Source organism: Dyella sp. (genome assembly GCF_035685805.1).
Classification (GTDB): domain Bacteria; phylum Pseudomonadota; class Gammaproteobacteria; order Xanthomonadales; family Rhodanobacteraceae; genus Dyella_A.
The window spans coordinates 49,617-75,585 of the sequence record NZ_DASSAB010000050.1; the positions used below are offsets into that span (position 1 = coordinate 49,617).

Genomic DNA, 25,969 nt, shown 5'->3' on the forward strand with positions numbered 1-25,969 from the left:
GCGTGAGTGCCGGCCTGCCGCTCGAACTGTGGTTGCCGGCGCACCAGCGATTCTCGCCGGCACACCCGCTGCAGCGCCTGCTGGCGCGCGCGGACCGGCTCGATCATGGGCCGCGGGGGTATCTCGCGGGCCTGCAGCATTACTTTTCCTGCACCGGCGCCCAGCTGCCGGCAGCTGCGCTGACGCGGCAGCAACTTGCCGGCGACGCCGACGACGCGCTGTGGCTGAGCGCCGATCCGTGCTGGGTGCAGGCGGAGATGAACGGCGCTCGGCTGCTCGCCTGCGGTCAGCTGGGGCTGGACATGGAGCAGGCGCAGGCGCTCGCACAGCCGCTGCGGCCCGTGTTCGGCGATGCCGGCATGCAGCTGGAGCTGTCCTCGCCCGATCGCTGGCACCTGCGCCTGCCCGGCGGCAGCCCGATCCCGACCTTCGCCGCGCCGGAACAGGCGCTGGGTGAAGATCTCTTCCAGCATCTGCCGCAGGGCCCGAAAGGTCGACGCTGGCGGGTGCTCATCAACGAGATCCAGGTGCTGCTGCACCAGCACCCGCTCAACTCCGACCGTCGCGCCCAGGGCCTGCCGCCGGTCAACAGCCTCTGGCTGTGGGGTGGCGGCGTGCTGCCGCATCAGGTGTCGACCCGGTGGGCGAGCGTGGTCAGCGACGACCTGCTGCTGCAGGCGCTGGCGCGGAAGGCCGGCGTGGCCTGCCAGTCACGCTCGGCGGATGCGGTCCGCGCGGCGCAAGCCGGCACGCTGGTCGACCTGCAGGATCTGCCGGTGGCGCAGATCGAACAGGACTGGTGGCCGACGCTGGATGAACTCCTGCGGCGCCAGCCGGTCACGCTCGCTTTCGCCGACGGCGGGCGCTGGCGGCACGGGCCATGGCACCGGCTGCGCTTCTGGCGCGCCGGCCGCGCCCGTTGAGCGCGCAACGCCTGCGCCGGCGCGCTCCACTGGGGCCGCCGCAGGGATGGCCTGCGACGGTGCCGCCACTGCTGCAGGCCATCTACGCAGCGCGCGGCGTGTTCGGGCCAGCGCAGGCCGAGCACCGCCTGGCGCGCCTGCTGTCGCCGGCCGATCTCGGCGGCATGGCCGCGGCGGTCGATTTGCTGGTGGAGGCAATCACCGGCCACTGGTCGATCGTGATCGCCGGCGACTACGACTGCGATGGCGCCACCGGCACGGCCGTGGCAATACGCGGCTTGCGGCTGCTGGGAGCCGAGCGCGTCAGCTACGCCATTCCGAATCGCTTCATCCACGGCTACGGCCTCAGCGCCGCGCTGGTCGAGTCGCTGCAGCCCACGCCGCAACTGATCATCACCGTCGACAACGGCGTGGCCAGCGTGGCGGGCGTGGCGGCGGCCCGCGCCCGCGGTATCCGCGTACTGATCACCGACCACCATCTGCCCGGCGAGCAGTTGCCCGCCGCCGATGCCATGGTCAATCCGAACCTTGCCGGCGACGCCTTCGAGAGCAAGGCGCTGGCCGGAGTCGGCGTGATGTTCTACCTGCTGCTGGCGACCCGCGCGCGGCTTCGCGACCAGGGACATTTCGCCGCCGGCCGCGAGCCGGATCTCTCGGCGCTGCTGGATCTGGTCGCGCTGGGCACCGTGGCCGACCTGGTGCCGCTGGACTTCAACAACCGCGTGCTGGTGGAGGCGGGGCTCAGGCGCATCCGCAGCGGGCGTGCCTGTCCCGGCATCACCGCGCTGATCGAGGCGGGCAAGCGGCAGGTGACCACCGTCTGCGCCAGCGACCTGGGCTACGCGGTGGGTCCGCGGCTCAATGCCGCCGGCCGGCTTGAGGACATGTCGCTAGGCGTGGAGTGCCTGCTCACCGACGATCCGGGGCAGGCCGCCGTGCTGGCCGACCGCCTCAACAGCATCAACCTCGAGCGGCGCGAGCTGCAGGCGGCGATGGTGGCCGAAGCCGAGCAGATGGTCGCGCAGGCGCGCACCGACATCGACGCGGTCGGCGTGGCGCTGTTCGAGCCGAGCTGGCATGCCGGCGTGATCGGGCTGGTTGCCTCGAAGCTGAAAGAGCAGCTGCATCGCCCGGTGATCGCCTTCGCGCCGGCCAGCGAGGACACCCCCGGCGACCTGCGTGGCTCGGCCCGATCGATCGCCGGGTTTCACATCCGTGATGCGCTGGCCGCGGTCGACGCGCGCCATCCGGGCCTGATCGAACGCTTCGGCGGCCATGCGATGGCGGCGGGACTGAGCCTGCGCCTGGCCGATGTCGATCGATTCGCCGCCGCATTCGATGCGGTGGCACGCGAGTGGTTGCAGCCCGAGCAGCTGCAGGCCGAGCTGGTGACCGATGGTGAACTCCCTGCGGAGGCTTTCACGCTGGAGCTCGCGCGCCTGCTGCGTCACGCCGCGCCCTGGGGTCAGGCGTTTCCCGAGCCGCTGTTCGACAACCCGTTCGAGTGCACCAGCTGGCGCGTGATGGGTGAGCGCCACCTGCGCCTGGACCTGCGTGACCCGCGCGACGGCCGCACGCACGAGGCGGTGATGTTCAACGCCTATCGCGGCGAGCCACCGCCGCCGGTGCTGCGGGCGGCATTCGAGTTGAGCGTAAACGACTGGCAGGGTCGCGAGAGCCTGCGCCTGCTGTTGCGGCACATCGAGCCGGCCTGAGCGGGCGCGGCCATCCTTCACACAGTGCTGCTTGCGCCCGCCGGCAGGACGCGGTGCGATGCGGGCTCATCGACAGGAGGGTGCCATGATCGAGCAAATCACCGACTTGCCCGCCGGCGTATTGGGTTTCCGCGCACGTGGCCGGGTGACGGCCGCCGACTACGAAAACGTGCTGGTGCCGGATGTCGAGGCCGCATTCGCGCTCAAGCCGAAGCTGCGCCTGCTCTATCACGCCGGCGAAGACTTCAGCGGGTTCGATCCCGGTGCCATGTGGGACGATGCGAAGCTCAGCATGCGGCACGTCAGCGGCTGGGATCGCGTGGCGCTGGTCACCGATGTTGGCTGGCTGCGGGCGGCGGCGAAGGCCATGGGATTCGCGATGCCCGGCGAGTTCCGGCTGTTCGGCAATGCGGAACTGGCACAGGCGCGGCAGTGGTTGATATCCCCTTGAGCGGCGGCGCACGGAGTGCGCGAAAAAGTTCTTGCACTGCATCAATCGCCGTGATCTAGTCGAAGCCATGTTCTTTACCGCAGCCACCGCCCGCTCGCCGATCGTCGACGCCCTCGCGTCGGCAACCCTGCGCGTGGCCGCTGAGCTGAACAACCGCAATGGCAATAACGCCGGCTCGACCGGGTGGGCCATCGCGTAGACGCAGCAAGCCGTCCTACCTACGCGAAGAAGGCCCGCCCCGTGCGGGCCTTCTTCGTTTCTGGCGCCACCAACGGCCGGTGTGGCGCCAGCCCGACGTGGTTTCCGGCCGCTCATCGACAAGGGGTGCGTCATGTGTTCGATCTTCGGAATGTTCGACCTGCAGCCGGGTGACGACCTGCCCGCACTGCGGCGCCAGGCGCTGGAACTGTCGCAGCGGCAGCGGCACCGCGGTCCGGACTGGAGCGGTGTCTACGTCGATGCGGGGGTGATCCTGGTGCACGAGCGCCTCGCCATCGTCGATCCCGCCAGCGGCTCGCAGCCGCTGCGCTCGCGTGACGGCGCGCTCGCGCTGGCGGTCAACGGCGAGATCTACAACCACCGCGAGCTGCGCGCGGCGACGAGCGGAAGCGTCGTCGACGGGCGAGGCGAAACCTCGGCGGGGCGAGCAACCGCGGTGGGCGATTTGCCAGCCCACGGCGGTGGTACCACAGGCCAGGCGCAGGCCGCGGCGGAAGGCGGGCAGCTGGTTTCGCCGGCCGCGTCGATCGGCGATACGCCGGCCCGCGGCTACGACTTCACCACCGGTTCGGACTGCGAGGTGATCAACGCGCTCTACCACGCGCTCGGTGCCGAGGCTTTCGCGAGAGAGGGCGTGGCCCGGCTCAACGGCATCTTCGCCTTCGCCTTGTGGGACGGCGCCTCGCGCCGCTACCTGATCGCCCGCGACCCGATCGGTGTCTGCCCGCTCTACTGGGGCCACGACGGTGCCGGACGCTTGTGCGTGGCTTCCGAGATGAAGGCGCTGGTCGGCGTGTGCGCCGATGTCTCGGCGTTCCCGCCGGGGCACGTCTATGACAGCGCCACCGGCGCGTTGACGAGCTACTACGCCAAACCGTGGCGCGACTATGCAGCCACCAGGGGACACGAGAGCGCACCGGGAGAACTGCGCGCCGCGTTCGAGCAGGCCGTGCACCGGCAGTTGATGACGGATGTGCCGTACGGCGTACTGCTGTCCGGCGGCCTGGACTCGTCGCTGGTTGCCGCCTGTGCGGCCCGGTTCGCGCGGCAGCGGGTCGAAGACGACGACCACAGCGAGGCGTGGTGGCCGCGACTGCACTCATTCGCCATCGGCCTGGAAGGCTCGCCCGATCTGGCTGCCGCACAGATCGCGGCCGACGCACTGGGCACGGTGCACCACGGCTTCGTCTATACCTTCTGGGAAGGGCTCGACGCGCTGCCGGAGGTGATCCGGCACATCGAGACCTACGACGTCACCACCATCCGTGCAGCCACGCCGATGTACCTGCTGGCGCGGCGGATCAAGGCGATGGGAGTGAAGATGGTGCTCTCCGGCGAGGGCTCGGACGAGCTGTTCGGCGGCTATCTCTATTTCCACAAGGCGCCCTCGGCCGAGGCCTTCCACGAGGAGACCGTGCGCAAGCTCGATGCGCTGCACAGCTACGACTGCCTGCGCGCCAACAAGGCGATGATGGCCTGGGGCGTGGAGGCACGGGTGCCGTTCCTGGATCTCGAGTTCATCGACGTGGCGATGTCGATGGACGCGGCGCACAAGATGGCAGGGCAGGGCAGGATCGAGAAGCACGTGCTGCGCGACGCCTTCGATGGCGCCTTGCCGGCGCAGATCCTGTGGCGGCAGAAGGAACAATTCAGCGACGGCGTCGGCTACGGCTGGATCGACGGTCTCAAGGCGCACGCCGAGCAGGCGGTGACCGACCGTGAATTCGCGGCAGCGGCATCGCGCTTCCCGTTGAACACCCCGGCGACGAAGGAGGCGTATGTCTATCGCCGCATCTTCGAGCAGCACTTTCCGGGCGAGGCCTGTGCCGCCACCGTGCCGGGCGGCAAGTCGATCGCCTGTTCCTCGCCCGCCGCGCTGGCGTGGGACCCGGCTTTCGCGGCGGCGGCCGATCCATCCGGACGCGCCGTGCGCGGAGTGCACAGTCAGGCGCTGGGCTAACCAGGGCAACGCCGTGAAGCCTGCCTCAAGGAAAACCTGTGCCCGCTAGGCGTTTCGCGCACGCATCGGGTGGGAGCCTGTGCGCCGACCGCATGCCCGGGCGCGGGGCGCATGACCCCACCAACCAATCTGCAGAGCGTGCTCGACAAGCTGGAGCAGGCCGTCGACGCGAGCGGCCAGACCACGGTGGGGTCGCTGGTGCAGGCAGCGGGCAGGCGCTCGTTCGGCACGTTGCTGCTGGTTCCCTCACTGATCCTGGCCTCGCCGATCTCCGCTGTGCCGAGCGTGCCTACCGCGATGGGTGTGCTGGTGGTACTGACCTGCGGACAGCTTCTGCTCCATCGCCAGGCGTTCTGGCTGCCGGGCTGGATCGTGCGCCGGCAGGTTCCGGAGCGGCGCTTGGCTCGCAGCATCCACCTGCTGCGTCCGCCGGCACGCTTTGTCGATCGGCTGCTGCGTCCCCGGCTGTTGTGGTTTACCGAGGGCTGGCGGGTGCATGTGATGGCAGCGATATGCCTGCTGCTGGCGCTCGGCACGACGCCACTGGAACTGATCCCCGGCGCCAACACCGCCATCGGTACCGCGCTCACCGCATTCGCACTGGCATTGCTGGCCCACGATGGCGTGCTGGCGCTGGTCGGCCTCACCGCATGCGCGGCGCTCGTGGGCACGCTTGGATGGCTGCTGTTCTGACCGCCACGCCCAGCACCCGGCCGCAATCGCCCGTGACGGATTTGCTACCATGTCGCGCTTCACGTTACCGGCACCGCAGACGGTGCCCCAGCACAGGCCAGACCATGATCGAGACCAATCCGATCCTTGCGCAGATCGCGGACCTTTCCGGCCGCGTCGAGTCGCTTAGGGGGTATCTTTGACTACCCGTCCAAGCGCGAACGTCTCGAAGAAGTAAGCCGCGAACTGGAGAATCCCAACGTCTGGGACGATCCCGCACGCGCCCAGGAGCTGGGCCGCGAGCGCGCCCGCCTCGAATCCATCGTCAACGGGATCGATGAGCTCACCGCGGGTCTCGCCGACGCCGGCGAGCTGGTGGAAATGGCCGCTGCCGACGGCGACGAGGAGACCGTGGCGTCGGTCGTGACGGACGTGGCCAAACTCGACGCGCGCATCAACAAGCTGGAGTTCCAGCGCATGTTCTCCGGCAAGATGGACGCAACCAATGCGTTCGTCGACATCCAGGCCGGCGCCGGCGGTACCGAGGCGCAGGACTGGGCCGAAATGCTGCTGCGCATGTATCTGCGCTGGTGCGAGTCACGCGGCTGGAAAACCGAACTGATGGAAGTCTCCGGCGGCGATGTCGCGGGCATCAAGTCGGCCACCTTTCGCGTGGAAGGCGACTACGCCTACGGCTGGCTGAAGACCGAGATCGGCGTGCACCGCCTGGTTCGCAAGAGCCCGTTCGACTCGGACAACCGTCGCCATACCAGCTTTACCTCGGTATTCGTCTCGCCCGAGGTCGACGACGACATCGACATCGAGATCAACCCGGCCGACCTGCGGACCGACGTCTACCGCTCGTCCGGCGCCGGCGGCCAGCACGTCAACAAGACCGAGTCGGCGGTGCGTATCACGCACATCCCCACCAATACGGTGGTGGCCTGCCAGACCGGGCGCAGCCAGCACGCCAACCGCGACACCGCGATGAAGATGCTGGCGGCCAAGCTGTACGAGCTGGAGCTGCAGAAGCGCAACGCCGAGAAGGACGCGCTGGAAGCGACCAAGTCCGACATCGGCTGGGGCAGCCAGATCCGCAACTACGTGCTGGACCAGAGCCGCATCAAGGATCTGCGTACCGGCATCGAGCGCACCGACACGCAGAAGGTGCTCGACGGCGACCTGGACGAATTCATCGAGGCCAGTCTCAAGTCGGGGCTCGAAGCCGGCTCCAAGCGCATCGACGCCTGATCGTGCAGTCGCCAGACGCCCCTGCGAATGCCGCTGCAATGGTTCGCACATGGTGTGTGCGGCTCATCGTGGCCCTGATCGTGGCGGGCGCTTGCACGGGTACCGTCCAGGCGCGGCAGAACAGCGCCGACGGCGGCATCAAGCATGACGGGAAGGCCGTGGGGAAGGACATCGGCCACGGCGCACGTACGGTTGGCCACGAGACCCGGCGCCTGGCGATCAAGGTCGGCCACGGCGCGCGGGATGCGGGCAAGGGCATCGGCCACGGCGCCCGCGACGGCTGGAACGCGACCAGGAAAGCGGTCAAGGGCATCTTCGAACACGACTGACGGCGGCCTGCTGCCGTCGCTGCAACCACTGTTGATTGAACCGATGCCGCCACTCCCGCGCAGCGTCGGCAGCTACGGAACCGAGCATGAGTGACCTGATCGAAACCCCGCCCGTCGACGAGAACAAGCTGATCGCCGAGCGCCGCGAGAAACTGAAGGCGCTGCGCGGGCAGGGCATCGCATTCCCGAACGACTTCACGGTGGACAGCTTCGCCGGCGATCTCAAGACCGAGTTCGCCGATGCGGCCGTCCATACGGCTGAAGCCATCGAGGCCGCCAGTCGCCGCGTCAAGGTTGCCGGCCGCATCGTGCTCAAGCGCGTGCAGGGCAAGGTCAGCTTCGTGCAGATGCAGGACATGACCGGTCGCATCCAGCTGTTCATCCATGCCGGCACCGTGGGTGACGTGTACGAGGCCTTCAAGGGCTGGGACATGGGCGACATCGTGGGTGCCGAGGGCACGTTGATGCGCACCAAGACCGGCGAGCTCTCGGTGAAGGTGGATGCGCTGCGCCTGCTCACCAAGAGCCTGCGCCCGCTGCCGGACAAGCATCACGGCATGGCCGACGTGGAGCAGCGCTACCGCCAGCGCTACGTCGACCTGATCGTCACCGAGGAAGCGCGCGACACCTTCCAGAAGCGCTCGCGCATCATCGGCACCATGCGTCAGTGGCTGGAGTCACCGGAGCGCCGCTTCATGGAAGTGGAGACGCCGATGATGCACGTCATCCCCGGCGGCGCCACGGCCAAGCCGTTCATCACCCACCACAACGCGCTGGACATGGATCTCTACCTGCGCGTGGCGCCGGAGCTGTATCTCAAGCGCCTGGTGGTCGGCGGCTTCGACCGCGTCTACGAGATCAACCGCAACTTCCGCAACGAGGGCGTGTCGACGCGGCACAACCCCGAGTTCACCATGCTCGAGCTGTATCAGGCGTACGCCACGTACAACGAGATCATGGACCTCACCGAAAACCTGATCCGCGATACCGCGAAGCAGGTGATCGGCACCACCGAGCTGCACTGGGACGGCGCCAGCATCGATGTCGGCCCGGCGTTCCGCCGCTGGACCATGGAAGACGCGGTGCTCGAACACAACCCCGAGATCAAGCGCGAGGAACTGCGCGACCGCGCGGCGATGGCGGGACACGCCAAGCGCCTGGGCGTGCAGGTCAAGGACGGCTACGGCTGGGGCAAGCTGCTGCTGGAGATTTTCGAGAAGACGGTGGAGCACACGCTGATCCAGCCGACCTTCATCACCCAGCACCCGGTCGAGGTCTCACCGCTGGCGCGCGAGAACGACAACGATCCGGGCATCACCGACCGTTTCGAGCTGTTCGTCAACGGCAAGGAAATCGCGAACGGGTTTTCCGAGCTCAACGATCCGGAAGACCAGGCCGCGCGCTTCCAGGCCCAGGTCGACGCCAAGGACGCCGGCGACGACGAGGCCATGCACTTCGACGCCGACTACATCCGTGCGCTGGAAGTGGGCCTGCCGCCCACGGGCGGTCTCGGCATCGGCATCGACCGGCTGGTGATGCTGCTCACCGGCGCATCTTCGATCCGCGACGTGCTGCTGTTTCCGTACATGCGCCCGGAAGCCTGAAAGGCCTCCGGCGGCAGGCGGGCCGACTTGCTCGTCGCGCTGCAGTCGGCCGCCTTCTCGCCGTCATTCCCGCGAAGGCGGGAATCCGCCGGCCGGGATGTGCCGCCGTTTCCGTGCAGTCGGAAATCGATCGGGCGGTACGCATCCGCACGGCTTGGGTCGTCCGGCAAAAGCGCTCGCGACCTGGGCGCGAGCGCTGCGCGCAGTTTGTCCGGGGACAGGCATCGGAGCAATACCGGTACCAGCCGCGCGAAGCGCCTCCGCGGGTTAGTCAACCTCGGCAACAAGGCCGCCATTCAAGCGTGATCGGCGGCGCACCCGCTAAAATGCCGCATTGCCCAGAAGCCAGGAGCGTCATCGCATGTGGTTCGCCGTCCACGCCAAGGATCACCCGGACTCCCTCGCCAAGCGCATGGCCGCCCGGCCGGAGCATCTGGCCCGTCTCACCGCGCTGCAAAGCGAAGGCCGCCTGCTGCTGGCCGGCCCGTTTCCGGCGATTGCCTCGGAAGATCCGGGCCCGGCCGGCTTCACCGGCAGCTTGATCATCGCCGAGTTCGCCACCCAGGCCGACGCCGAGGCCTGGGCCAGCGCCGATCCGTACGTTGCCGCGGGCGTCTATGCGCAGGTCGAGGTCAAGCCGTTCCGCAAGACGCTGCCATGAGCGCGGCGATGGTCGGGCAGATCCGCGAGCGGCTGGTCGCCGCGCTGGCGCCGACCGAGCTGGAGGTGCTCGATGAAGGGCACAAGCACGCCGGCCACGCCAGTGCGGGCAAGGGGCATTTCCACGTGCGCATCGTCAGCGCGGCCTTCGCCGGCGTCATGCCGATCAAGCGCCACCGCATGGTGTACGCGGCGCTGGACGGCCTGATGGACCAGGGCATCCACGCCCTGTCCATCGATGCGCGGGCGCCAGACGCGTAAAATCAGCTGCTTGCAGCATCTTCTTCAAGTAGATTGCGCAGCCGCAACGCATTGCGGCGGCGCCTGCCGTTTGGCACAGTGCTTTGTCGCCCCACGCCCGTGCGGGCGTTCCATGGAATGTTGACCTGCCGATGCGCCTGACCACGATCAAACTCGCCGGATTCAAGTCGTTCGTCGATCCGACCACGTTGCACCTGCCCACCAACATGACCGGCGTCGTCGGTCCCAATGGCTGCGGCAAGTCCAACATCATCGACGCGATCCGCTGGGTGATGGGCGAGAGCGCAGCCAGCCGCCTGCGCGGCGATTCGCTGACCGACGTGATCTTCTCCGGCTCCACCTCGCGCAAGCCGGTGGGGCAGGCCACGGTGGAGCTGATCTTCGACAACGCCGACGGCTCGGTGCAGGGCGAGTACGGCCAGTACGCCGAGATCTCGGTCAAGCGTCAGGTCACCCGCGACGGCCAGTCCGGGTACTTCCTCAACGGCGCACGCTGCCGCCGCCGCGACATCACCGACCTGTTCCTGGGCACCGGGCTGGGGCCGCGCAGCTACTCGATCATCGAGCAGGGCATGATCAGCCAGATCATCGAAGCGGCGCCCGAAGACCTGCGCACCCATCTGGAAGAAGCCGCCGGCATCTCCAAGTACAAGGAGCGGCGCAAGGAAACCGAGAGCCGCATCAAGGCCACCCGCGAGAACCTCGACCGCGTGCGCGACGTGCGCGACGAGGTGGACAAGCAGCTCGAGCACCTCAACCGCCAGGCCCGTGCGGCCGAGCGCTGGAAGGCGCTGAAAGATGAACAGACGCGCAAGGAGGCGGAGCTGCGGGCGCTCGAGTACCGCGGCCTCAAGGGCGAGCACGACGGCCAGGGGCAGGGGCTTTCCGCGGCCGAGATCGAGATCGAGAAGCAGCTCGCCGGGCAACGCCAGATCGAGGCACAGCTGGAGAGCGTCCGCGAACGCCACAGCGGCGCCAGCGAGCATCTGAACGAGGTGCAGGCCGAGGTCTACAAGGTCGGTGCCGAGATCGCCCGGGTCGAGCAGCAGGTGCGCTACAACAAGGAAACCGCCGAGCGCCTGCAGCGGGCGCAGGGTGAGGCCGAGCGCGAACACGCCGAACTGTCCGCACATATCGCCACCGACCGCGAACAGATCGAGACGTTGGCGCTGGCCCTGGCCGAAGGCGAGCCGAAACTCGAGGCGCTGCAGCAACTGCAGGACGACACCGCCGAAGCCCAGCGCAGCACCGAAGCCAAGCTGGCCGACTGGCAATCGCGCTGGGATGCCTACACCCGTACCGCCGGCGAATCCAGCCGCGCCGCCGAGGTGGAGCGCACCAAGCTCAACTATCTCGATCGCCAGGCGATCGACCTGTCCAAGCGGCGCGAAGCGCTCGATGCCGAGCACAAGGCCACCGACGTGGCCGCGCTCGATGCCGCCGCGGACCAGCTGGAAACCGAACACGAGACCCAGCGCGAGCGCGTCGAGACGCTGGGCAGCCTGCTGGACCAGCACAAGTCCGCCCACGAGAAGGTGCTCGACGAAGAGCGCCAGGTGCAGTCGGCGCTGAACGAGGCGCGCCAGCAGTTGCAGACTGCCCGCGGCCGGCAGTCGTCGCTGGAGGCCCTGCAGCATGCGGCGCTGGGCCAGGAAGAAAGCGCCGCCAGCGGATGGTTGGCCGGGTTCGGCCTGGACAAGGCGCGGCGCCTGGGCGAATCGCTGCAGGTGGACGCAGGTTGGGAGTCGGCGGTGGAAACCGTGCTGGCCGGCCTGCTCGATGGCGTACTGGTGGACAACCCGCTGGCGCTGGCCGGCGATTTCCCCTCGCTGGGCGAAGCCGATCTGGCGTTGCTGGCGGCCGGCGACGGCGGGCAGGGCAGTGAAGGCACGCTGGCCGCCAAGGTGCGCGGCCCCGCCGCGGCGATGCAGCTGCTCGCACAGGTACACACGGCCGACACGCTGGACGAAGCGCGCCACCGCATCGGCACGCTGGCGCCCGCCCAGTCGATCATCACCCGCAGTGGCGAGTGGCTGGCGCCACAGTGGGCGCGCGTGCGCCGCGCCCAGGGCAATCAGGTGGGCGTGCTGGCGCGCGAGCGCGAGATCCGCCTGCTGGCCGAGCAGGTGGCCACACTGGAAGCGCGCATCGAGGAGGCCACCGGCCAGCTCGATGATCTGCGCACCGCCAAGTTCGAAGCCGAACGCGCCCGCGACGACGCGCAGCGCGAGCTGTACAACGCGCACCGCCGCCAGTCGGAGCTGGCCGGCCAGCTGCAGAGCCACCGCGGCAAGGTCGAAACGGCCCGCGCGCGCTCGGAGAAGGTGGCCGGCGAGCTGTCCGCGCTGATCGAGCAACTGGACGAGCTGCAGTCGCAGACGCGCGAGGCACGCGCGCGGCTGGACGAGTCGGTCAACCACATGGGTGACCTCGAAGACCAGCGCCGCGAACTGGAGAACGAGCGGCGCGCGCTGCTGGAGGCGCGCGAGGAAGCGCGCATGAATGCCCGCGAGGCGGCCGACCAGGCCCATTCGCTGGCCCTGTCGATGGAGTCCAAACGCTCCTCGCTGGCCTCGCTGGAACAGGCGCTCGCGCGACTGGATGCGCAGGTGCGCCAGGTCGAGGCCCGCCGCAGCGAGATCGAAGAGCAGCTCGCCTCCGGCGCCGATCCGATCGCAGAGCTCGAGGCGGAACGCCAGACGTACCTGGACCAGCGCCTGCTGGTCGACCGCCAGCTGGTCGAAGCGCGGCGTGCACTGGAAGATTGCGACATCGAATTCCGCAAGCTCGAACAGCAACGCCAGCTGGCCGAACACGGGCTCGCTGCGCTGCGCGAAAGCCTTTCGGAAAAGCGCCTCGCCGCGCAGGCATTGCAGTTGCGTGCGCAGCAGCTGGCCGATGCCATCGTCGCCTCGGGGCTGGAGCTCGATCCGCTGCTGGCGGAGCTGCCCGACGACGCCGATGCCGACGCCTGGCGCCGCCAGCTGACCGACCTCGGGCAGAAGATCGTGCGGCTGGAGCCGGTCAATCTCGCGGCCATCCAGGAACACGCCGAGCAGAGCGAGCGCAAGACCTATCTGGACAACCAGCTCAACGACCTCGTCAGCGCCATGGAGACGCTCGAGGGCGCGATCAAGAAGATCGATCGCGAGACCCGCCAGCGCTTCAAGGAGACCTTCGACAAGGTCAACGCCGGCGTGCAGGAACTGTTCCCGCGCCTGTTCGGCGGCGGTCATGCCTACCTGGAGCTCACCGGCGACGACCTGCTCAACACCGGCGTGGCGATCATGGCGCGCCCGCCCGGCAAGCGCGTGTCCAACATCACGCTGCTGTCCGGCGGCGAAAAGGCGCTCACCGCGGTGGCGCTGGTGTTTGCCATCTTCGGCCTGAACCCGGCGCCGTTCTGCCTGCTCGACGAGGTCGATGCGCCGCTGGACGAAGCCAACGTGGGCCGGTTCTCCAGCCTGGTGCGCGAAATGAGCGAGCAGGTGCAGTTCATCTTCATCAGCCACAACAAGGCCACCATGGAAGCGGCCACCCAGCTGTGCGGCGTCACCATGCGCGAGCCGGGCGTGTCCCGCCTGGTGCAGGTGGATCTCGCCGAAGCGGCTAAACTGGCCGGCGCCGCCTGAGGACTTTGCCGATGAATCTCGATCCCGTGCTCGCCCTGGCCTGGAATGCCAACGTCGGCATTCCGCTGTTGATCGCCGGCATCATCGTACTGGTGCTGATCTGGCTGTTCGGACAGCCCAGGAAGGAGCAGGGCAGGCGTCGTGCGTCGACCGAACCGGCCGGCACGGGCGAGCGGCGCGAACCCACGGTGGGCGAAGCCAGCCTCGCCGACGATCCGTTCTTCACCACGCTTGATCGGGATTACCCGCAGGCCACCGCCACGCCGGCGAAACCGGCGCAAGGCGAACTCGACATGGGACTGCGCGAAGAGCTCGAGAAGCTCGGCGCCACGCTCGCAGGCAAGCGTGGCGCCGACGCGCCGGCGGGCTCCCCGGCACCGCGCCCGTCCAGCCAGGCCGCCTCGATCATCGAGGCGCTGCGCGCGCCAAGCCAGCCCGAACCGTCGGTGGCCGACGCCCCGCAGCCCGTCACCAGTACACCGCCGCCACGACCCACGCCGCATTCGGAGCTGGGCAAGCGACCGCCGCAGCTGCCGGTGGAGCGCATCGTCACGCTGTTCGTGGTGGCGCGCGACGGCCAGACGTTCAACGGACCGGACCTCATCGTGGCGGCGGAGAAGGCTGGCCTCGATTTCGGCGACATGGGCATCTACCACCGGCTGATCGACGGCAAGCGCGAGCTCGGACCGATCTTCAGCGTGGCGAACATGCTCAAGCCGGGCAACTTCGACCTGGGCCGGCTCGAAACGCTGCGCACGCCAGGGCTGAGCTTCTTCATGACGTTGCCGGCGCCGATTCCCGCTCTCGACGCCTGGGACGCCATGCTGCCTACCGCGCAGCGCATGGCCGAGTTGCTCGACGGCCACGTGCTGGACGAGGAACGCAACGCGTTGGGGCGCCAGCGCATCGCCCACATCCGCGACGAGCTGCGCGGCTGGGACCGCGATCACGAAGGCCAGGAAATCATCTTCGGCCGCTGAGGCGTCTGTTGCTGACCCAACAAGAAGGGCCGCGTCGTGCGGCCCTTTTTGTTCCTGCAGATCGGCTGGCCTCAGCGGATGTTGGTGTAGTTCACCGGCACCCACTCGTAGGCCGCACCCTTGCTGCGCACGTGCCCCAGCCCCGGAAAGGCGATGTGCGCATCAGCCACCAGGTAGCCCTGCTTCGCGGCCCGGGCGAACTCGGCCTTGCGCTCGGCCTCGGCCTTGGCCGGCGTGCTGTCGAAGTGGATCGTCACCGACGGCTGCGCAAACTGCACCGCCTGCACGTGCACCAGATCGCCCCAGATCATCAGTTTCTTGCCGTTGCTCTCCACCAGGTAAGACGTATGGCCCGGCGTGTGGCCCGGGGTAGACACCGCGCGGATGCCCGGCACGATCTCGGTGGCTCCCTCGAACGGCTGGAACCGATGCGCCTCGACATACGGATTGAGCGACGCCATCGCGCCCTGGAAGAAGCCCTTGTCGGCCTCCGCTGCCTTGTCGAGGTTGGCCTTTGACAGCCAGAAGTCGGCGTCACGCTTGTCCGCGCGTACCACTGCGTTGGGGAAGGCGATCTCGCCATCCTTGATCAGGCCGCCCACATGGTCGGGGTGCATGTGAGTGATCACGATCTCGTCCACCTGCTCCGGCTGGTAACCGGAGGCCCGAAGGCTATCCAGCAGCTTGCCGAGCGTGGGACCGAACAAGGTGCCGGCGCCGGTGTCGATCAGCACCAGCTTGTCGCCGGTGTTGATCAGGTACGCGTTCACCGACGTCTCCAGCGGCGACTTCTCGAACGACGCGGCCAGTGCCTTGTCCACTGCGGCCGGCGTGGTGTTCATCAGCAGCTGGTCGACCGGCAGATCCACGGTGCCGTCCGAAAGCGCGGTCACCTCGAAATCGCCCAGCATCACGCGGTAGTAGCCGGGCGCTGAGGTCTTCACCATGGGGGCGGCGGCCTGTGCGGTTTCCACCGGGGCAAGGGCGAGGCCTGCGCCGGCAACGAGTGCGGCCATCAGTGCCGAGCGGATCAAGGTGCGCGTTTGCATCATGCGGAAACTCCTGGAGTCGCAACGAGGGAAGGGAAGACCGCGCACGTCACCGCGGTATCCCCTCGGTGCGCGCGCGATCTTGAATTACGGACTGAATGGTCCAGAATGGCCTGCATGGTGTCAATCCGTACCAACGTCGACCCTCGCCAGCCAGGCGGACCCGGGCGTCCACGCGGCTTCTCGCCCGAGCAGGCGCTTGCCGGCGCGCTGGAGCTGTTCTGGCACCAGGGCTACGAAGCCACGTCGCTGGACGACCTCATGCGGTCGATGGGCCTCAGCAAATCGAGCCTCTACGCGTGCTACGGCTCCAAGCATGGCGTGTTGATGGCGGCACTGCAGCAGTACACGGACGACTTCATCGCCAGCGTCACGCCGCTGACTGCCTCCGAGCCGGACCCGCTGCGCGCCATCGACCAGGTGCTCGAACGCATGGCCGATGTGCGCGGCGGCTCGCGCGGCTGCTTCTTCATCAACGCCGTGGTGGAACTCGCACCCCACGAGCCGGCACTGGCCGAATTCGCCCGCGGCCACCTGGCCCGCATCGAAGCGCTCATCGCGAGGCTGCTTCGCCAGTCCGGGCTGGCGCGTCGGCCCGCGCGCGAGCGGGCCAGCGCAGCGATGGCACTGGTGATGGGCACCGTGATGCTGCGCAAGGCTGGCGTGCCGCGGGCGCGCCTGCAGGCAATGCTCGATCAGGTGCAGTTGCTGACCCGCGCGCCGATCGATTGATGCGCCCGTCTGGCATCGCTGGCGACGCTGACCAGCCCGTTGCCCACGCTCGCCGTTGAACCATGCAGCAGCGTCTTTGGCCTTCGATTCGCGATGCGCGACAGCGGGCTCGGTGAACGGGCAGGGCAGTCGCGAAAGCGTCGGCAACTGTCGCAAAGTGGATGGCCGGGCGGGCTTGGTGCCACCTCGAACTCGATTCTCGGGCGGGCGGTTGACCATCCTGGTGACTGCGGCACACTGCGTGCCTCCATCCCGGCCGGCGAACGGAAAACGCGCATGACCATAGAAACCCAGGACGATGTCGACGCGCTCAAGCGAATCGGAAGAGTCGTGTCGTTGACCCTGCAGACCATGCTGGAGGCGGCAAGATCTGGCATGACGACCCGCGAGCTCGACCGGATCGGTGCGCGGTTGCTTGAACAGCATGGCGCGCAGTCCGCGCCACGACTCACCTACAACTTCCCCGGGGCCACCTGCATCAGCATCAACGAGCAGGCCGCGCACGGCGTTCCCGGGGATCGCGTCATTCGAGCGGGTGACGTCCTGAACGTGGATGTGTCTGCCGAGCTCGATGGCTACTTCGCCGACAACGGAGGAACCGTCGTGGTGCCCCCGACCACCGCCCAGAAGACCCGGCTGTGCCACGCCACCCGCATGGCGCTGAGCGAAGCGATGAAGGTGGCCAGGGCAGGCCAGAAGATCAGCGCCATTGGCGCCGCCATCGAGCGTACTGCGAAGGCGCATGGCCTGAGGGTCATCGAGAATCTGGGCAGCCATGGCGTGGGCCGTTCGCTGCACGAGGAGCCGGAACACATCCCCGGTTACTTCGACCCGGCGGACCAGCGCATCCTGCATGAAGGCATGGTCATCACCATCGAACCGTTCCTGTCGACCAAAAGCCGTTCGGTGTCTGAAGCGGCCGATGGCTGGACGCTCGAAGGCGCAAAGGGAAACCTGTCCGCGCAGTACGAGCACACGATGATCATCACCTGGGGTGCTCCGATCGTCGTGACTGTTCATTGACGGCGCGCCACCGCGCAGGAGGCGCAGCGAAGACGCCAACGCGCCATTGCGAAAGCCTGTAGAAGGCCCGGGCCACGCCGGGTACAGACGCGCCGGACCTCACGACGAGCTGGAGCGTTAAGGCGTGGCATGGCACCAGCTCGACGAACGGCTGCGCCGACGCAGTGCGCTGCTCAACACAAACGGACCACCTACAGGTTCATCTCCAATTGCGCATAATGTATATTATGTAAAATAACGAATGGCCGGCAAGTGTTGACGTCAGGCGCTACGGTTGCCCCGTTCGCGTCCGATTTGAAGCACGACGCTATGTGAGCGCCCGGCGATTTCTTCAACTCTCGCTGCGGCCGCGACCGGTTCGCCAACTACGATCGTCTCGCGGGATCGTCAGTCTCCGTCCAGATGCGTTCTAGTGCTTGCCGCGTTCGCCCCGGAACTGCCGCAGTTCTTCGGCTTGTCTGTCACACAGAGCCTGCAGCCGATCCTTCTGCTGGATCAGGTCGGCGAGCAACGCATGGCTGTCCTGCAACTGGCTGTCCACGGTGGCACAGCCGTGTTCGGCCAGGTCACGTGCGGTTTGCGCATGAGCGAGTTCCGATTCCGCAGCGCCAAGGCGGCTCTGCCAGGTTGTGCGTTCCCGGGCCAGCTCGGCCCGGGCCGTTTCGAGCGCGGCATGCATCTCGCCAAGACGGTCAGCCAACGCTTTCTCCGCGCGCGCGATTGCCAAGCGCCACAGGTCGGTCATCGCCTGGCCCACGGCATCGGGCACCTCCGGGAGTGCACGATGCTGGGTCAACCGCTCGCCGAGCTGGTGCCGCCAAATACCGAGCATGCGGGTGATCGTATTGGGCGAGCCGGTCCCGAGCCTGGCGCGAACCTTCTCGACGGTCGGATTCTCGCCGGCGCCGAGGATCGCGTCCGCCGCGCCGTCGACCTGGTCCTGTGTGACGCCCCGACGCATGTGCTGTTGTCTCCCGTCGGCACTCAGCGCGACACGTCTACTGGCGATAAGTGATGATAATCGTCTTCACCCAGAGAGTTTCTCCTCTACGCCAAAGGCCAAGTCGCCTCGCTCGGTGTTCCGGAGACGCGCGACGCGCTGGCCGAGACCGGCGAAACGGTGATCTTCAACGTCAGCGACCCTATTTTGGGGATGTTTCACCCTGCCCCTGGGCACGCCAACGGCACGGCCGTGATTATTGCCCACGGAGGCGCCTTTGTCGGGTTGGCTTACGAAGGTGGCGGAACGGCGATCGCGCGCCAGCTGGCACGGCGCGGCGTGACTGCGCTGGTGCTCAAGTACCGCACCGTGCGCAGTCCGGATACGGCGATGCATATGCCAGCGGTGCACATGAAAGAGATGGAGCTGATCATGGCCCGCGCCAAAAGCGGCCTGCCGCTCGAGGTGCCCCGTTTTGCCGGTGAAAAGCATGCCGTGGAGGATGGTGCGCGGGCGATGACCCTGGTACGCGCTTCGTCCGGGGCGTTTCTCGCCGTGGATCTGGCGATTGGAAACAAGCTGACCCGGCCCGATTTCGTCGGCCTGATCTACGGTGGGCTGCGTACGCCCGTTCCCACCGATGCCTCCCCTGCCTTCATCGCCGCCGCGGCTGACGACGCTTACTTGCCCGGTGACAGCATGCAGCTTTACGCGGCCTGGCGCCGGTCAGGCGTGCCGGCCGGACTTCACGTGTATGAGCGCGGTGGTCATGGGTTCGAGCTCGATCCGAAGGGAACGACAAGCGACCACTGGTTCGACAAATGGCTGTGGTGGATGCAATCCCGGGGGCTGATGCCGGCGCCCGTCAAGCCGGCGCCGGGGCGCGGACGGTGAATTGTCATCCGGCCTCTCATGCGTCTGATCGAATTCGTTCGCTCCGTGGCACAACGCCGCGACAGTCGCCGTTGCCATGCGATGCCCATGACATAATCCGTCGCTTGATCTGAAGCATCCGACCTCGGGGATGATCGTGTTCCGCAAACGCAGCCGCCGGCGCCTCGTTGCCTGGATGGCCATCGCAGCCATGGGGCTGCTGATGGTGCTGCCGACGGTGTCGCGCTCGCTGGAAGCGTTGTCCCTGGTGCCCGCGATGGGCGCCATGCAAGGCGCCATGGACATGTCCATGGCGCCGGAGTGCCCCGCGCACCAAGCTGGCGAAAACCACCATCACGGAACGCCGGCAGCCCCGTCGACGGATGCCTGCGGTTACTGCTCGCTGATGTTCCATAGCCCGGCGTTGGTCTGGGCCACGCTTCCACTGTTGCCGGCCTTGCCGTCCACGCCGTTGCGCGCGCAAAGCGTGGTGCCGGATGCGCCGACGCTGCCACCGCTGACCCGGCGCTCCCGCGGCCCACCGCTGGCCTGACCTTCCCTCGTCTGATGATGTGTGCCTGCGCAGCTTGCGTGGGCCTCTTGCGTGCGTCTAAGCGCTTGGTCGCGCTTGCCGTGCGTGCACCCCATTTCGGATTTCCCTGTCATGACCACGTCCACCCGTGTGCGCGCGGCTTTCGCGTGCCCCCTGCCGATGCCGCTGTCGGCGTTCTCTGTTGCCCTGCTCGCCGCCGGCCTGGCGGCCGTGCCGGTATCCGCCCTGGCGCTAACGCAAGCGCAGGCCGCCGGTGGGTCGCCATCACCGCGTGCCAAGTCGTCCCAGCACAAGTCGACCTCGCAAGAGAGCACCACGCTCTCGACCGTCAATGTGTCGGGACACGCCATGCGACCGCTGCCGCCGGCGCTGGCCAGCGCGCCCGCGGTGGTCGAAAGCGTGACCGCCGCGCAGATCCACGACACCGTCAACCTGATGACCACGGCGGAGGCGTTGAAGTACCTGCCCAGCATCGAGGTGCGCGAGCGCTTCATCGGCGACCGCAACGGCATTGTCGGCACCCGCACCACCGGCACGGTGTCCAGCGCCGAATCGCTGGTCTATGCCGATGGCATGCTGCTCTCCAACCTGCTGGGCAACAGCTACGCGTTTCCGCCGCGCTGGGGCCTGGTCTCGCCGAGTGAGATCGAGCGGGTGGATGTGATGTACGGGCCGTTCAGCGCGCTCTATCCGGGCAACTCGATGGGCGGCGTCATCACGCTGGAGACGCGCATGCCGACACGGCGCGAGTTCCACGCCGCGGTTATCGGTTCGCTGGAGCGCTTCAACCTCCACGGCACGCATCAGCGCAATGGCAGCGGCGATTTCAACCTCGCTGCCGGCGATCGCTGGGGCGTGTTCTCGCTTTGGGCGACCTACGATCACCTGGCCGCCCAGGGCCATCCGGCCAGCTTCTCCACGGCCGCCGTGTCGGATAAGACCGCCAGCGGCGATGCCACCGTCGTGGCCGGCGCCCGCCAGGACATCGACCAGAACGGCCAGCCACGCAAGGTCTTCGGCGCCTATGCGATCGACCACTCGGCCCAGGACCTGGGCAAGCTCAAGCTCGGCTGGGACATCAGCCCGGCATTGCACGCTTACTACACCCTGGGCGTGTGGCACAACGATTCGCAGACCGCCGTCAGCAGCTACCTGACCGACCTGGCCACCGGCCAACCGTTCTACAACGGCAGCGTCAGCATCGACGGCAACGCCTACAAGGTCTCCGGGCTCAATCCGGGCACGGCCGACGAGACACACTTGCTCAACGCGCTGTCATTGGGCACCGACACGCACGGTCCGTTCGACTGGAACATCGACTACAGCGACTACCGTTACCTGAAGGATGACGCCCGCTCGGCGTCCAACTACGGTCAGAGCGATGCAGGCAAGAACACCGTGATGGACGGCACCGGCTGGCAGACCGGCGAACTGCGCGGCACCTGGCGACCGGCGTCATGGCTGGGCCAGACGCATGTACTGACCTTCGGCTATCACATCGACGATTTCCGCCTCAGGCAGAGTACTTACGCATTGGCTGATTGGCGCAACGGACCGAACGGGGCACTCACCGCCGCCTCCGGTGGCCAGACCCAGACCCAGGCGCTGTACCTGCAGGACACATGGATGCTGGCGCCGCGCTGGACCCTCACCCTGGGCGGGCGCGAGGAATACTGGCGTGCGTTCGACGGGTTCAATCGCAACGTGTCGACCACGCCGACGCTGGCCAACTACGCCCGGCAGAGCCGTACCGACTTTTCCCCCAAGGCCGCGCTGAGCTTCGACTTCACCCCGTCGCTGATGACCCGCTTGTCGTTCGGTCGGGCGGTACGCTACCCGACGGTGACAGAGCTGTATCAGCAGGTCACCAGCGGCAATCAGCTGGTGCAGAACAACCCGAACCTCAAGCCCGAGGACGTGCGCTCCTACGACTGGACCACGCAGTACACACGCAATGAAAACGTATTCCGACTGTCGCTGTTCCAGCAGAACCTTCGTGACGCGCTGTTTTCGCAGACCGATACCACGGTGAGCCCCAGCCTCACAGCCATCGGCAACATCGACCGCGCACGTATCCGCGGTGCGGAAGGCGCGGTCAACGCCACGGATATCGGCGTGCCGGGGCTGGATCTTTCCGGCAGCGTCACCTATGCCCAGTCCGTCGTGCAGAAGGACACCCCCTCGCCCGCCGCGGCAGGCAAGCAATTCCCGCGCATTCCGCGCTGGCGCGCGCGGGCGACGCTCACTTACCACGCAGGCGATCGCCTCACCTACGCGCTGGGTTATCGCTATGCCAGCGGCGCCTACAGCACCTTGCTCAACACCGACATCGATCACGACACCTACGGTGGCATCAGCCGCTACAGCGTGTTCGACGCCAAGCTCAGCTACCGCCTGGCCACGCACCTCACCGCTTCGATCGGTGTCGACAACCTGGGCAACGAGAAGTACTACGTGAGCCCGCATCCCTACCCGCAGCGTACGGTGTTCGCCGGGTTGCGCTATGGCGACTGAATCCTCGCGCCCCCGCGGCCGCACCGACCCTGCGAGCAGCACCATGTCGACCTCCCCGTCATCGCCTTCCGCGCCCACCGGCGGCTCGGCCGGACCCTCGCTGTACCGGCTGATCTGGCGCTGGCATTTCTATGCCGGCCTGTTCTGCGTGCCGTTCGTGCTGTGGCTGGCAGTGACCGGCTCGATCTATGTTTTTCATCCGCAGCTCGATGCGCTGTTCGATCGGCCCTACAACCACGTCGACGCCAGCGCGCCGCGGCGCCCCGTCAGTGAGCAGGTCCAAGCCGCGCTGGCCACGGTGCCCGGTGCCGTGCTCAACGCCTACCAGTTGCCCGCCGGCCCCATCGCGTCTGCGCAAGTCCTGGTGGGCAAGCGCAATGACCTCAAGCGCGTCTACGTCGATCCGGTTACCGCCAAGGTGCTTCATGCCATGCCGGAAGATCACCGCTTTACCCAACGTGTGTTCCATCTTCATGGCGAACTGTTGATGGGTGCCTTCGGTTCGGCCCTGGTGGAGCTAGCTGCATGCTGGACGATCGTGATGTTGTTGTCGGGCCTGTACCTGTGGTGGCCGCGCGGACGTCGCCTGGCCGGCGTGCTGTATCCGCGCCTCGCCCAAAGTGGCCGGGTGTTCTGGCGCGATCTGCACGCGGTGACCGGCGTGTGGATCTCGGTGCTGGCGCTGTTCCTGCTGTTCACCGGGCTGCCCTGGGCCAAGTTCTGGGGCGGCGAGCTGAAACAAGTCAGGCACTGGGTCGCCGCCAACGCGCCGCAGCAGGACTGGACGACCGGCCGCGCCTCCGAACTGGCTCTGCGCCGTGCCCGGAACACGCCGGTGAGCGACGAGCACGCCGGCATGCCCGGCATGGGGGCGTCGGGCGCGAGTGCATCGCCCCACGCGCCCCTCAACTACACACCAATGAACCGGATCGTGCCGGTGGTTCAGGCCATGCAACTGCCTCCGCCAGTGCTGATCTCGCCGCCATCGTCGGCCATGCCACATTGGAGCGCGCGTTCGGATACGCCCGATCGCCCCGAACGTGTCGAGCTCGCGTTCGACCCGTCCAGCGGACAAATGCTGTCCCGTCGCGGGTTCGCCCAGCGCCCCCTGCTCGATCGCATCATCGGCTACGGCATTGCCGCACACGAAGGCCAGCTGTTCGGGCTGGCTAACCAGCTGCTCAGCGTATTCACCGCACTGGGCTTGATCACGCTCTCGACCAGCGGCTTGGTGCTTTGGTGGCGACGTCGGCCGCAGGGACAGCTCGGTGCGCCGTCGGCAGCAAGCGGCGGCCGCGTGCCGCTGGCAATCAAAATCCTCATTGTGCTGCTATGCATCTACCTGCCACTGCTGGGGGCTTCCCTGGTGCTGGTGTGGCTATTCGAACGGCTGGTGCTTTCGCGAATTGCGTCGACCCGACGATTTCTGGGACTGACCTAGGCAACGTCACGGCTCGACGGCATCGTCGGGAGACGGCCCCGTTTCGATCGCATGACGCTCGAGGACTTGGCCTATCGTGCCCCACCCCCGATCATGCGCCCTAATCGATCAGCTGCAGTTGCGTTTTCAAGCAAAAGAGGACTGAGTCAGATCCGGGTTATCTCGCCACCCGAGGGGGCGGCGTCCGGGGCGCTAGCCATCGGTTGATCGCGTCACGTCCTCCCATTCCTGGATTTCCGCGGCCATGGTGCCGAGCTTGTCGCGTACCAGCGACAGCGCGTCGCTTCCAAGCAGCAGGTGCGCGGGCGGCGACGGGTGGTCGATCAGGGTCAGGATGGCCTGTGCCGCCTTCGCGGGATCGCCGAGTTGCTTGCCGCTTTTCTCCTGCCGAGCATGGCGGATGGGATCGAACAGGGCGTCGTAGTCCGAGATGCTTCTCGGCGATCGCTGCATCGAGCGCCCTGCCCACTCCGTTCTGAAGCTTCCCGGAGCGACCGCAGTGACGTGTACGCCGAATGGCTTCAGCTCCTTGCCGAGCACCTCGCTGATACCCTCCAGCGCGAACTTGCTCCCGCAGTAATACGAGATCCCCGGCATCGTGATGTAGCCGCCCATCGACGTGATGTTGACGACGTGGCCGCGGCGGCGCTGGCGGAAGTGCGGCACGACCGCGCGAGCCATCGCCACGGCACCGAACACGTTCACCTCGAACTGGCGGCGCATGGCGTCGAGCGGCGATTCCTCGAAGATGCCCTCGTGCCCGTATCCGGCATTGTTCACAAGGACGTCGATCGCCCCCACGCGGGATTCCGCATCGGCAACGACACCTGGAATGGCATCGATGTCGGTCACGTCAAGCATGACGGCATGGGCGCGGGTGCCGTGCATCGCCTCGAACGCCTGCCGTGAACCCTCGCTACGAACGGTTCCGATCACCTGATGGCCAGCGGAAAGGGCTTCGCGAGCAAGCGCGAGTCCGAACCCGCTGCTGACGCCGGTGATGAAAAGGATTTTGTGGGACATATTCGGGTTCCTGGCAAGACACAGGAGTGATCCTAGGTGTCGGCCACCATGGCGCCCATGGCCGTCGATATGACGCGCTTGCCTGATCCTATGAGACCGGCTTGCAGCGGGAGTGGCCAACCCCGAGAGTGGCGCCATGGACGCATCCCGACGCCAGCGCATAATTGATCTTCTTCGCGAACTGGCTCCCGCAGAGGGCTATACGCTGACCACGTTGCCGGACGTTCGACTACTGCGTTCCGACCGACCGTTGAGCCGCACGCCAGTGCTTTACGAGCCCGGCGTCGTCGTTGTCGCCCAGGGCCGCAAGCGGGGACTTCTCGGTGATGAGGCTTTTATATACGACGACCAGCACTATCTGGTTGTCTCCGTACCGGTTCCTTTCACGATGGAAACGGACGCCTCGGCAGACAAGCCGTTGCTGGCGATCTATTTCCGCCTCGATCACGTAGTCGCCGCCGAAGTCTGCATGCAGATCGACGAGCAATACGGAGCGTCGCCAGCACAGCCACGTGGGCTTTACGCGTCCCCCATGGAAAATCGACTCGAAGCATCGGTGCTACGCCTGCTCGAGGCCTTCGCGAGCCCACCCGATGACGCGATCCTCGGTCCTGCCCTGTTGCGCGAAATCTATTACCGGATCCTGGGCGGCGCCCAGGGCGGGTCGATGCGAGCGGCGCTCGCGCAACAGGGCAAGTTCGGCATGGTGGCTCGCTCGATCCGCCTCATCCACAACCACTATGCCGAGACGCTGAGCGTAGACCGGCTCGCATCCGAAGCCGCGATGAGCCCGCCCACCTTCCATGCACACTTCCGCGCGATGACAGGCACCTCACCCATGCGCTACGTGCAATCGACGCGCCTGCACCAGGCGCGCCTGCTGATGCTCCGGCAACAGCTCACGGCGGCAGCGGCCGCAGCCGCCGTTGGCTACGAGAGCGCGTCGCAGTTCAGTCGGGAGTTCAAGCGACTCTTCGGCAGGCCACCGCTCGAGGAGGTGCAGCGGATGAAACACGGTTTCGCCTTGCCGGCCGCGCAGGGGCAGTCTCAATACGTCTCTTCGCACTGATGCCTGACTGCCGCCCGCTCGCTGGCCACGCAGCGCGGTTTAGCATCCGGACACCAGAGTGACCGCACAACCCCATGCCTTCGCAGGCAGTCCGC

Annotated in this window: 23 protein-coding genes; 20 read left to right on the forward strand and 3 right to left on the reverse strand. The window is 67.2% G+C overall.

Annotated features, from left to right (window positions below; all coding sequences use genetic code 11):
- The first annotated feature begins 2 nt into the window (after positions 1-2).
- From VFG40_RS15145 to zipA, 13 genes are all read left to right on the forward strand, one after another.
- Positions 3-923 (forward strand): phosphoglycerate mutase, encoded by a 921-nt coding sequence (locus VFG40_RS15145; protein ID WP_324898971.1) that lies wholly within the window; start codon positions 3-5, stop codon positions 921-923.
- Positions 881-2,638: a single-stranded-DNA-specific exonuclease RecJ gene (gene recJ, locus VFG40_RS15150; RefSeq protein ID WP_324898973.1), complete on the forward strand. Its 1,758-nt coding sequence runs from the start codon at positions 881-883 to the stop codon at positions 2,636-2,638. The genes VFG40_RS15145 and recJ overlap by 43 nt, the downstream gene beginning before the upstream one ends.
- An 85-nt stretch (positions 2,639-2,723) precedes the next feature.
- Positions 2,724-3,089, forward strand: a complete 366-nt coding sequence (locus VFG40_RS15155; RefSeq protein ID WP_324898975.1) for a SpoIIAA family protein — start codon at positions 2,724-2,726, stop codon at positions 3,087-3,089.
- 31 nt (positions 3,090-3,120) lie between these two features.
- On the forward strand, positions 3,121-3,288 hold the full coding sequence (locus VFG40_RS15160) for a hypothetical protein (protein WP_324898977.1): 168 nt from the start codon (positions 3,121-3,123) through the stop codon (positions 3,286-3,288).
- A gap of 132 nt (positions 3,289-3,420) precedes the next feature.
- Positions 3,421-5,268, forward strand: coding sequence for an asparagine synthase B (asnB, locus tag VFG40_RS15165; protein ID WP_324898979.1), 1,848 nt, complete (start codon positions 3,421-3,423; stop codon positions 5,266-5,268).
- 111 nt (positions 5,269-5,379) lie between these two features.
- Positions 5,380-5,961, forward strand: coding sequence for an exopolysaccharide biosynthesis protein (locus tag VFG40_RS15170; RefSeq protein WP_324898981.1), 582 nt, complete (start codon positions 5,380-5,382; stop codon positions 5,959-5,961).
- Between the two features lie 104 nt (positions 5,962-6,065).
- Positions 6,066-7,191, forward strand: a protein-coding gene (gene prfB / locus VFG40_RS15175; protein WP_324898983.1) for a peptide chain release factor 2 whose coding sequence is annotated in 2 segments (ribosomal slippage) — positions 6,066-6,140 and positions 6,142-7,191 — 1,125 coding nt in all. Because the reading frame shifts where the segments join, the coding sequence is not laid out codon by codon here.
- A 68-nt stretch (positions 7,192-7,259) separates the two neighbouring features.
- On the forward strand, positions 7,260-7,520 hold the full coding sequence (locus VFG40_RS15180; RefSeq protein WP_324898985.1) for a hypothetical protein: 261 nt from the start codon (positions 7,260-7,262) through the stop codon (positions 7,518-7,520).
- Positions 7,521-7,606: 86 nt separating this feature from the next.
- Positions 7,607-9,124 carry a lysine--tRNA ligase gene (gene lysS, locus VFG40_RS15185; protein WP_324898987.1) on the forward strand — a complete coding sequence of 506 codons (1,518 nt, stop codon included), beginning with the start codon at positions 7,607-7,609 and terminating at the stop codon, positions 9,122-9,124.
- 361 nt (positions 9,125-9,485) lie between these two features.
- The gene (locus VFG40_RS15190) at positions 9,486-9,785 is read left to right on the forward strand and encodes a YciI family protein (RefSeq protein WP_324898989.1); all 300 of its coding nucleotides are present in this window, start codon (positions 9,486-9,488) and stop codon (positions 9,783-9,785) included.
- Positions 9,782-10,045: a BolA family protein gene (locus VFG40_RS15195; RefSeq protein WP_324898991.1), complete on the forward strand. Its 264-nt coding sequence runs from the start codon at positions 9,782-9,784 to the stop codon at positions 10,043-10,045. Before VFG40_RS15190 ends, VFG40_RS15195 begins: the two co-directional genes overlap by 4 nt.
- Positions 10,046-10,176: 131 nt before the next feature.
- Positions 10,177-13,677 (forward strand): chromosome segregation protein SMC, encoded by a 3,501-nt coding sequence (smc, locus tag VFG40_RS15200; protein WP_324898993.1) that lies wholly within the window; start codon positions 10,177-10,179, stop codon positions 13,675-13,677.
- An 11-nt stretch (positions 13,678-13,688) separates the two neighbouring features.
- Entirely contained in the window at positions 13,689-14,657 is a 969-nt protein-coding gene (zipA, locus tag VFG40_RS15205) for a cell division protein ZipA (protein WP_324898995.1), read from the forward strand.
- A gap of 71 nt (positions 14,658-14,728) precedes the next feature.
- On the opposite strand, the gene VFG40_RS15210 is transcribed toward zipA, so the two are convergent.
- Positions 14,729-15,709, reverse strand: a complete 981-nt coding sequence (locus VFG40_RS15210; RefSeq protein WP_324898997.1) for an MBL fold metallo-hydrolase — start codon at positions 15,707-15,709, stop codon at positions 14,729-14,731.
- 114 nt (positions 15,710-15,823) lie between these two features.
- Between VFG40_RS15210 and VFG40_RS15215 the strand changes: the two genes are divergently transcribed.
- Positions 15,824-16,438 carry a TetR/AcrR family transcriptional regulator gene (locus VFG40_RS15215; protein ID WP_324898999.1) on the forward strand — a complete coding sequence of 205 codons (615 nt, stop codon included), beginning with the start codon at positions 15,824-15,826 and terminating at the stop codon, positions 16,436-16,438.
- 276 nt (positions 16,439-16,714) lie between these two features.
- The gene (gene map / locus VFG40_RS15220) at positions 16,715-17,461 is read left to right on the forward strand and encodes a type I methionyl aminopeptidase (RefSeq protein ID WP_324899001.1); all 747 of its coding nucleotides are present in this window, start codon (positions 16,715-16,717) and stop codon (positions 17,459-17,461) included.
- A 409-nt stretch (positions 17,462-17,870) separates the two neighbouring features.
- On the opposite strand, the gene VFG40_RS15225 is transcribed toward map, so the two are convergent.
- Positions 17,871-18,422, reverse strand: coding sequence for a DNA-binding protein (locus VFG40_RS15225; protein WP_324899003.1), 552 nt, complete (start codon positions 18,420-18,422; stop codon positions 17,871-17,873).
- Positions 18,423-18,581: 159 nt separating this feature from the next.
- Between VFG40_RS15225 and VFG40_RS15230 the strand changes: the two genes are divergently transcribed.
- From VFG40_RS15230 to VFG40_RS15245, 4 genes are all read left to right on the forward strand, one after another.
- Entirely contained in the window at positions 18,582-19,295 is a 714-nt protein-coding gene (locus tag VFG40_RS15230; RefSeq protein ID WP_324899005.1) for an alpha/beta hydrolase, read from the forward strand.
- 175 nt (positions 19,296-19,470) lie between these two features.
- Positions 19,471-19,827, forward strand: coding sequence for a DUF2946 family protein (locus VFG40_RS15235; RefSeq protein ID WP_324899007.1), 357 nt, complete (start codon positions 19,471-19,473; stop codon positions 19,825-19,827).
- 111 nt (positions 19,828-19,938) lie between these two features.
- Positions 19,939-22,341, forward strand: a complete 2,403-nt coding sequence (locus tag VFG40_RS15240) for a TonB-dependent receptor (protein ID WP_324899009.1) — start codon at positions 19,939-19,941, stop codon at positions 22,339-22,341.
- Positions 22,342-22,384: 43 nt separating this feature from the next.
- Positions 22,385-23,782: a PepSY-associated TM helix domain-containing protein gene (locus VFG40_RS15245; protein WP_324899011.1), complete on the forward strand. Its 1,398-nt coding sequence runs from the start codon at positions 22,385-22,387 to the stop codon at positions 23,780-23,782.
- Between the two features lie 192 nt (positions 23,783-23,974).
- Here VFG40_RS15245 and VFG40_RS15250 read toward each other — a convergent pair whose 3' ends face one another.
- Positions 23,975-24,805 (reverse strand): oxidoreductase, encoded by an 831-nt coding sequence (locus VFG40_RS15250; protein ID WP_324899013.1) that lies wholly within the window; start codon positions 24,803-24,805, stop codon positions 23,975-23,977.
- A gap of 136 nt (positions 24,806-24,941) precedes the next feature.
- On the opposite strand from VFG40_RS15250, the gene VFG40_RS15255 reads away from it, so the two are divergent.
- The gene (locus VFG40_RS15255; protein WP_324899015.1) at positions 24,942-25,874 is read left to right on the forward strand and encodes an AraC family transcriptional regulator; all 933 of its coding nucleotides are present in this window, start codon (positions 24,942-24,944) and stop codon (positions 25,872-25,874) included.
- The last annotated feature ends 95 nt before the right edge of the window (positions 25,875-25,969 follow it).

Coding starts and splice junctions, on each gene's coding strand:
- recJ (WP_324898973.1), top strand. CDS start 881: ATGGCACCGGCTGCGCTTCTGGCGCGCCGGCCGCGCCCGTTGAGCGCG.
- VFG40_RS15155 (WP_324898975.1), top strand. CDS start 2,724: ATGATCGAGCAAATCACCGACTTGCCCGCCGGCGTATTGGGTTTCCGC.
- asnB (WP_324898979.1), top strand. CDS start 3,421: ATGTGTTCGATCTTCGGAATGTTCGACCTGCAGCCGGGTGACGACCTG.
- VFG40_RS15170 (WP_324898981.1), top strand. CDS start 5,380: ATGACCCCACCAACCAATCTGCAGAGCGTGCTCGACAAGCTGGAGCAG.
- lysS (WP_324898987.1), top strand. CDS start 7,607: ATGAGTGACCTGATCGAAACCCCGCCCGTCGACGAGAACAAGCTGATC.
- VFG40_RS15190 (WP_324898989.1), top strand. CDS start 9,486: ATGTGGTTCGCCGTCCACGCCAAGGATCACCCGGACTCCCTCGCCAAG.
- VFG40_RS15195 (WP_324898991.1), top strand. CDS start 9,782: ATGAGCGCGGCGATGGTCGGGCAGATCCGCGAGCGGCTGGTCGCCGCG.
- smc (WP_324898993.1), top strand. CDS start 10,177: ATGCGCCTGACCACGATCAAACTCGCCGGATTCAAGTCGTTCGTCGAT.
- zipA (WP_324898995.1), top strand. CDS start 13,689: ATGAATCTCGATCCCGTGCTCGCCCTGGCCTGGAATGCCAACGTCGGC.
- VFG40_RS15210 (WP_324898997.1), bottom strand. CDS start 15,709: ATGATGCAAACGCGCACCTTGATCCGCTCGGCACTGATGGCCGCACTC.
- VFG40_RS15215 (WP_324898999.1), top strand. CDS start 15,824: ATGGTGTCAATCCGTACCAACGTCGACCCTCGCCAGCCAGGCGGACCC.
- map (WP_324899001.1), top strand. CDS start 16,715: ATGACCATAGAAACCCAGGACGATGTCGACGCGCTCAAGCGAATCGGA.
- VFG40_RS15225 (WP_324899003.1), bottom strand. CDS start 18,422: ATGCGTCGGGGCGTCACACAGGACCAGGTCGACGGCGCGGCGGACGCG.
- VFG40_RS15235 (WP_324899007.1), top strand. CDS start 19,471: ATGGCCATCGCAGCCATGGGGCTGCTGATGGTGCTGCCGACGGTGTCG.
- VFG40_RS15240 (WP_324899009.1), top strand. CDS start 19,939: ATGACCACGTCCACCCGTGTGCGCGCGGCTTTCGCGTGCCCCCTGCCG.
- VFG40_RS15245 (WP_324899011.1), top strand. CDS start 22,385: ATGTCGACCTCCCCGTCATCGCCTTCCGCGCCCACCGGCGGCTCGGCC.
- VFG40_RS15250 (WP_324899013.1), bottom strand. CDS start 24,805: ATGTCCCACAAAATCCTTTTCATCACCGGCGTCAGCAGCGGGTTCGGA.
- VFG40_RS15255 (WP_324899015.1), top strand. CDS start 24,942: ATGGACGCATCCCGACGCCAGCGCATAATTGATCTTCTTCGCGAACTG.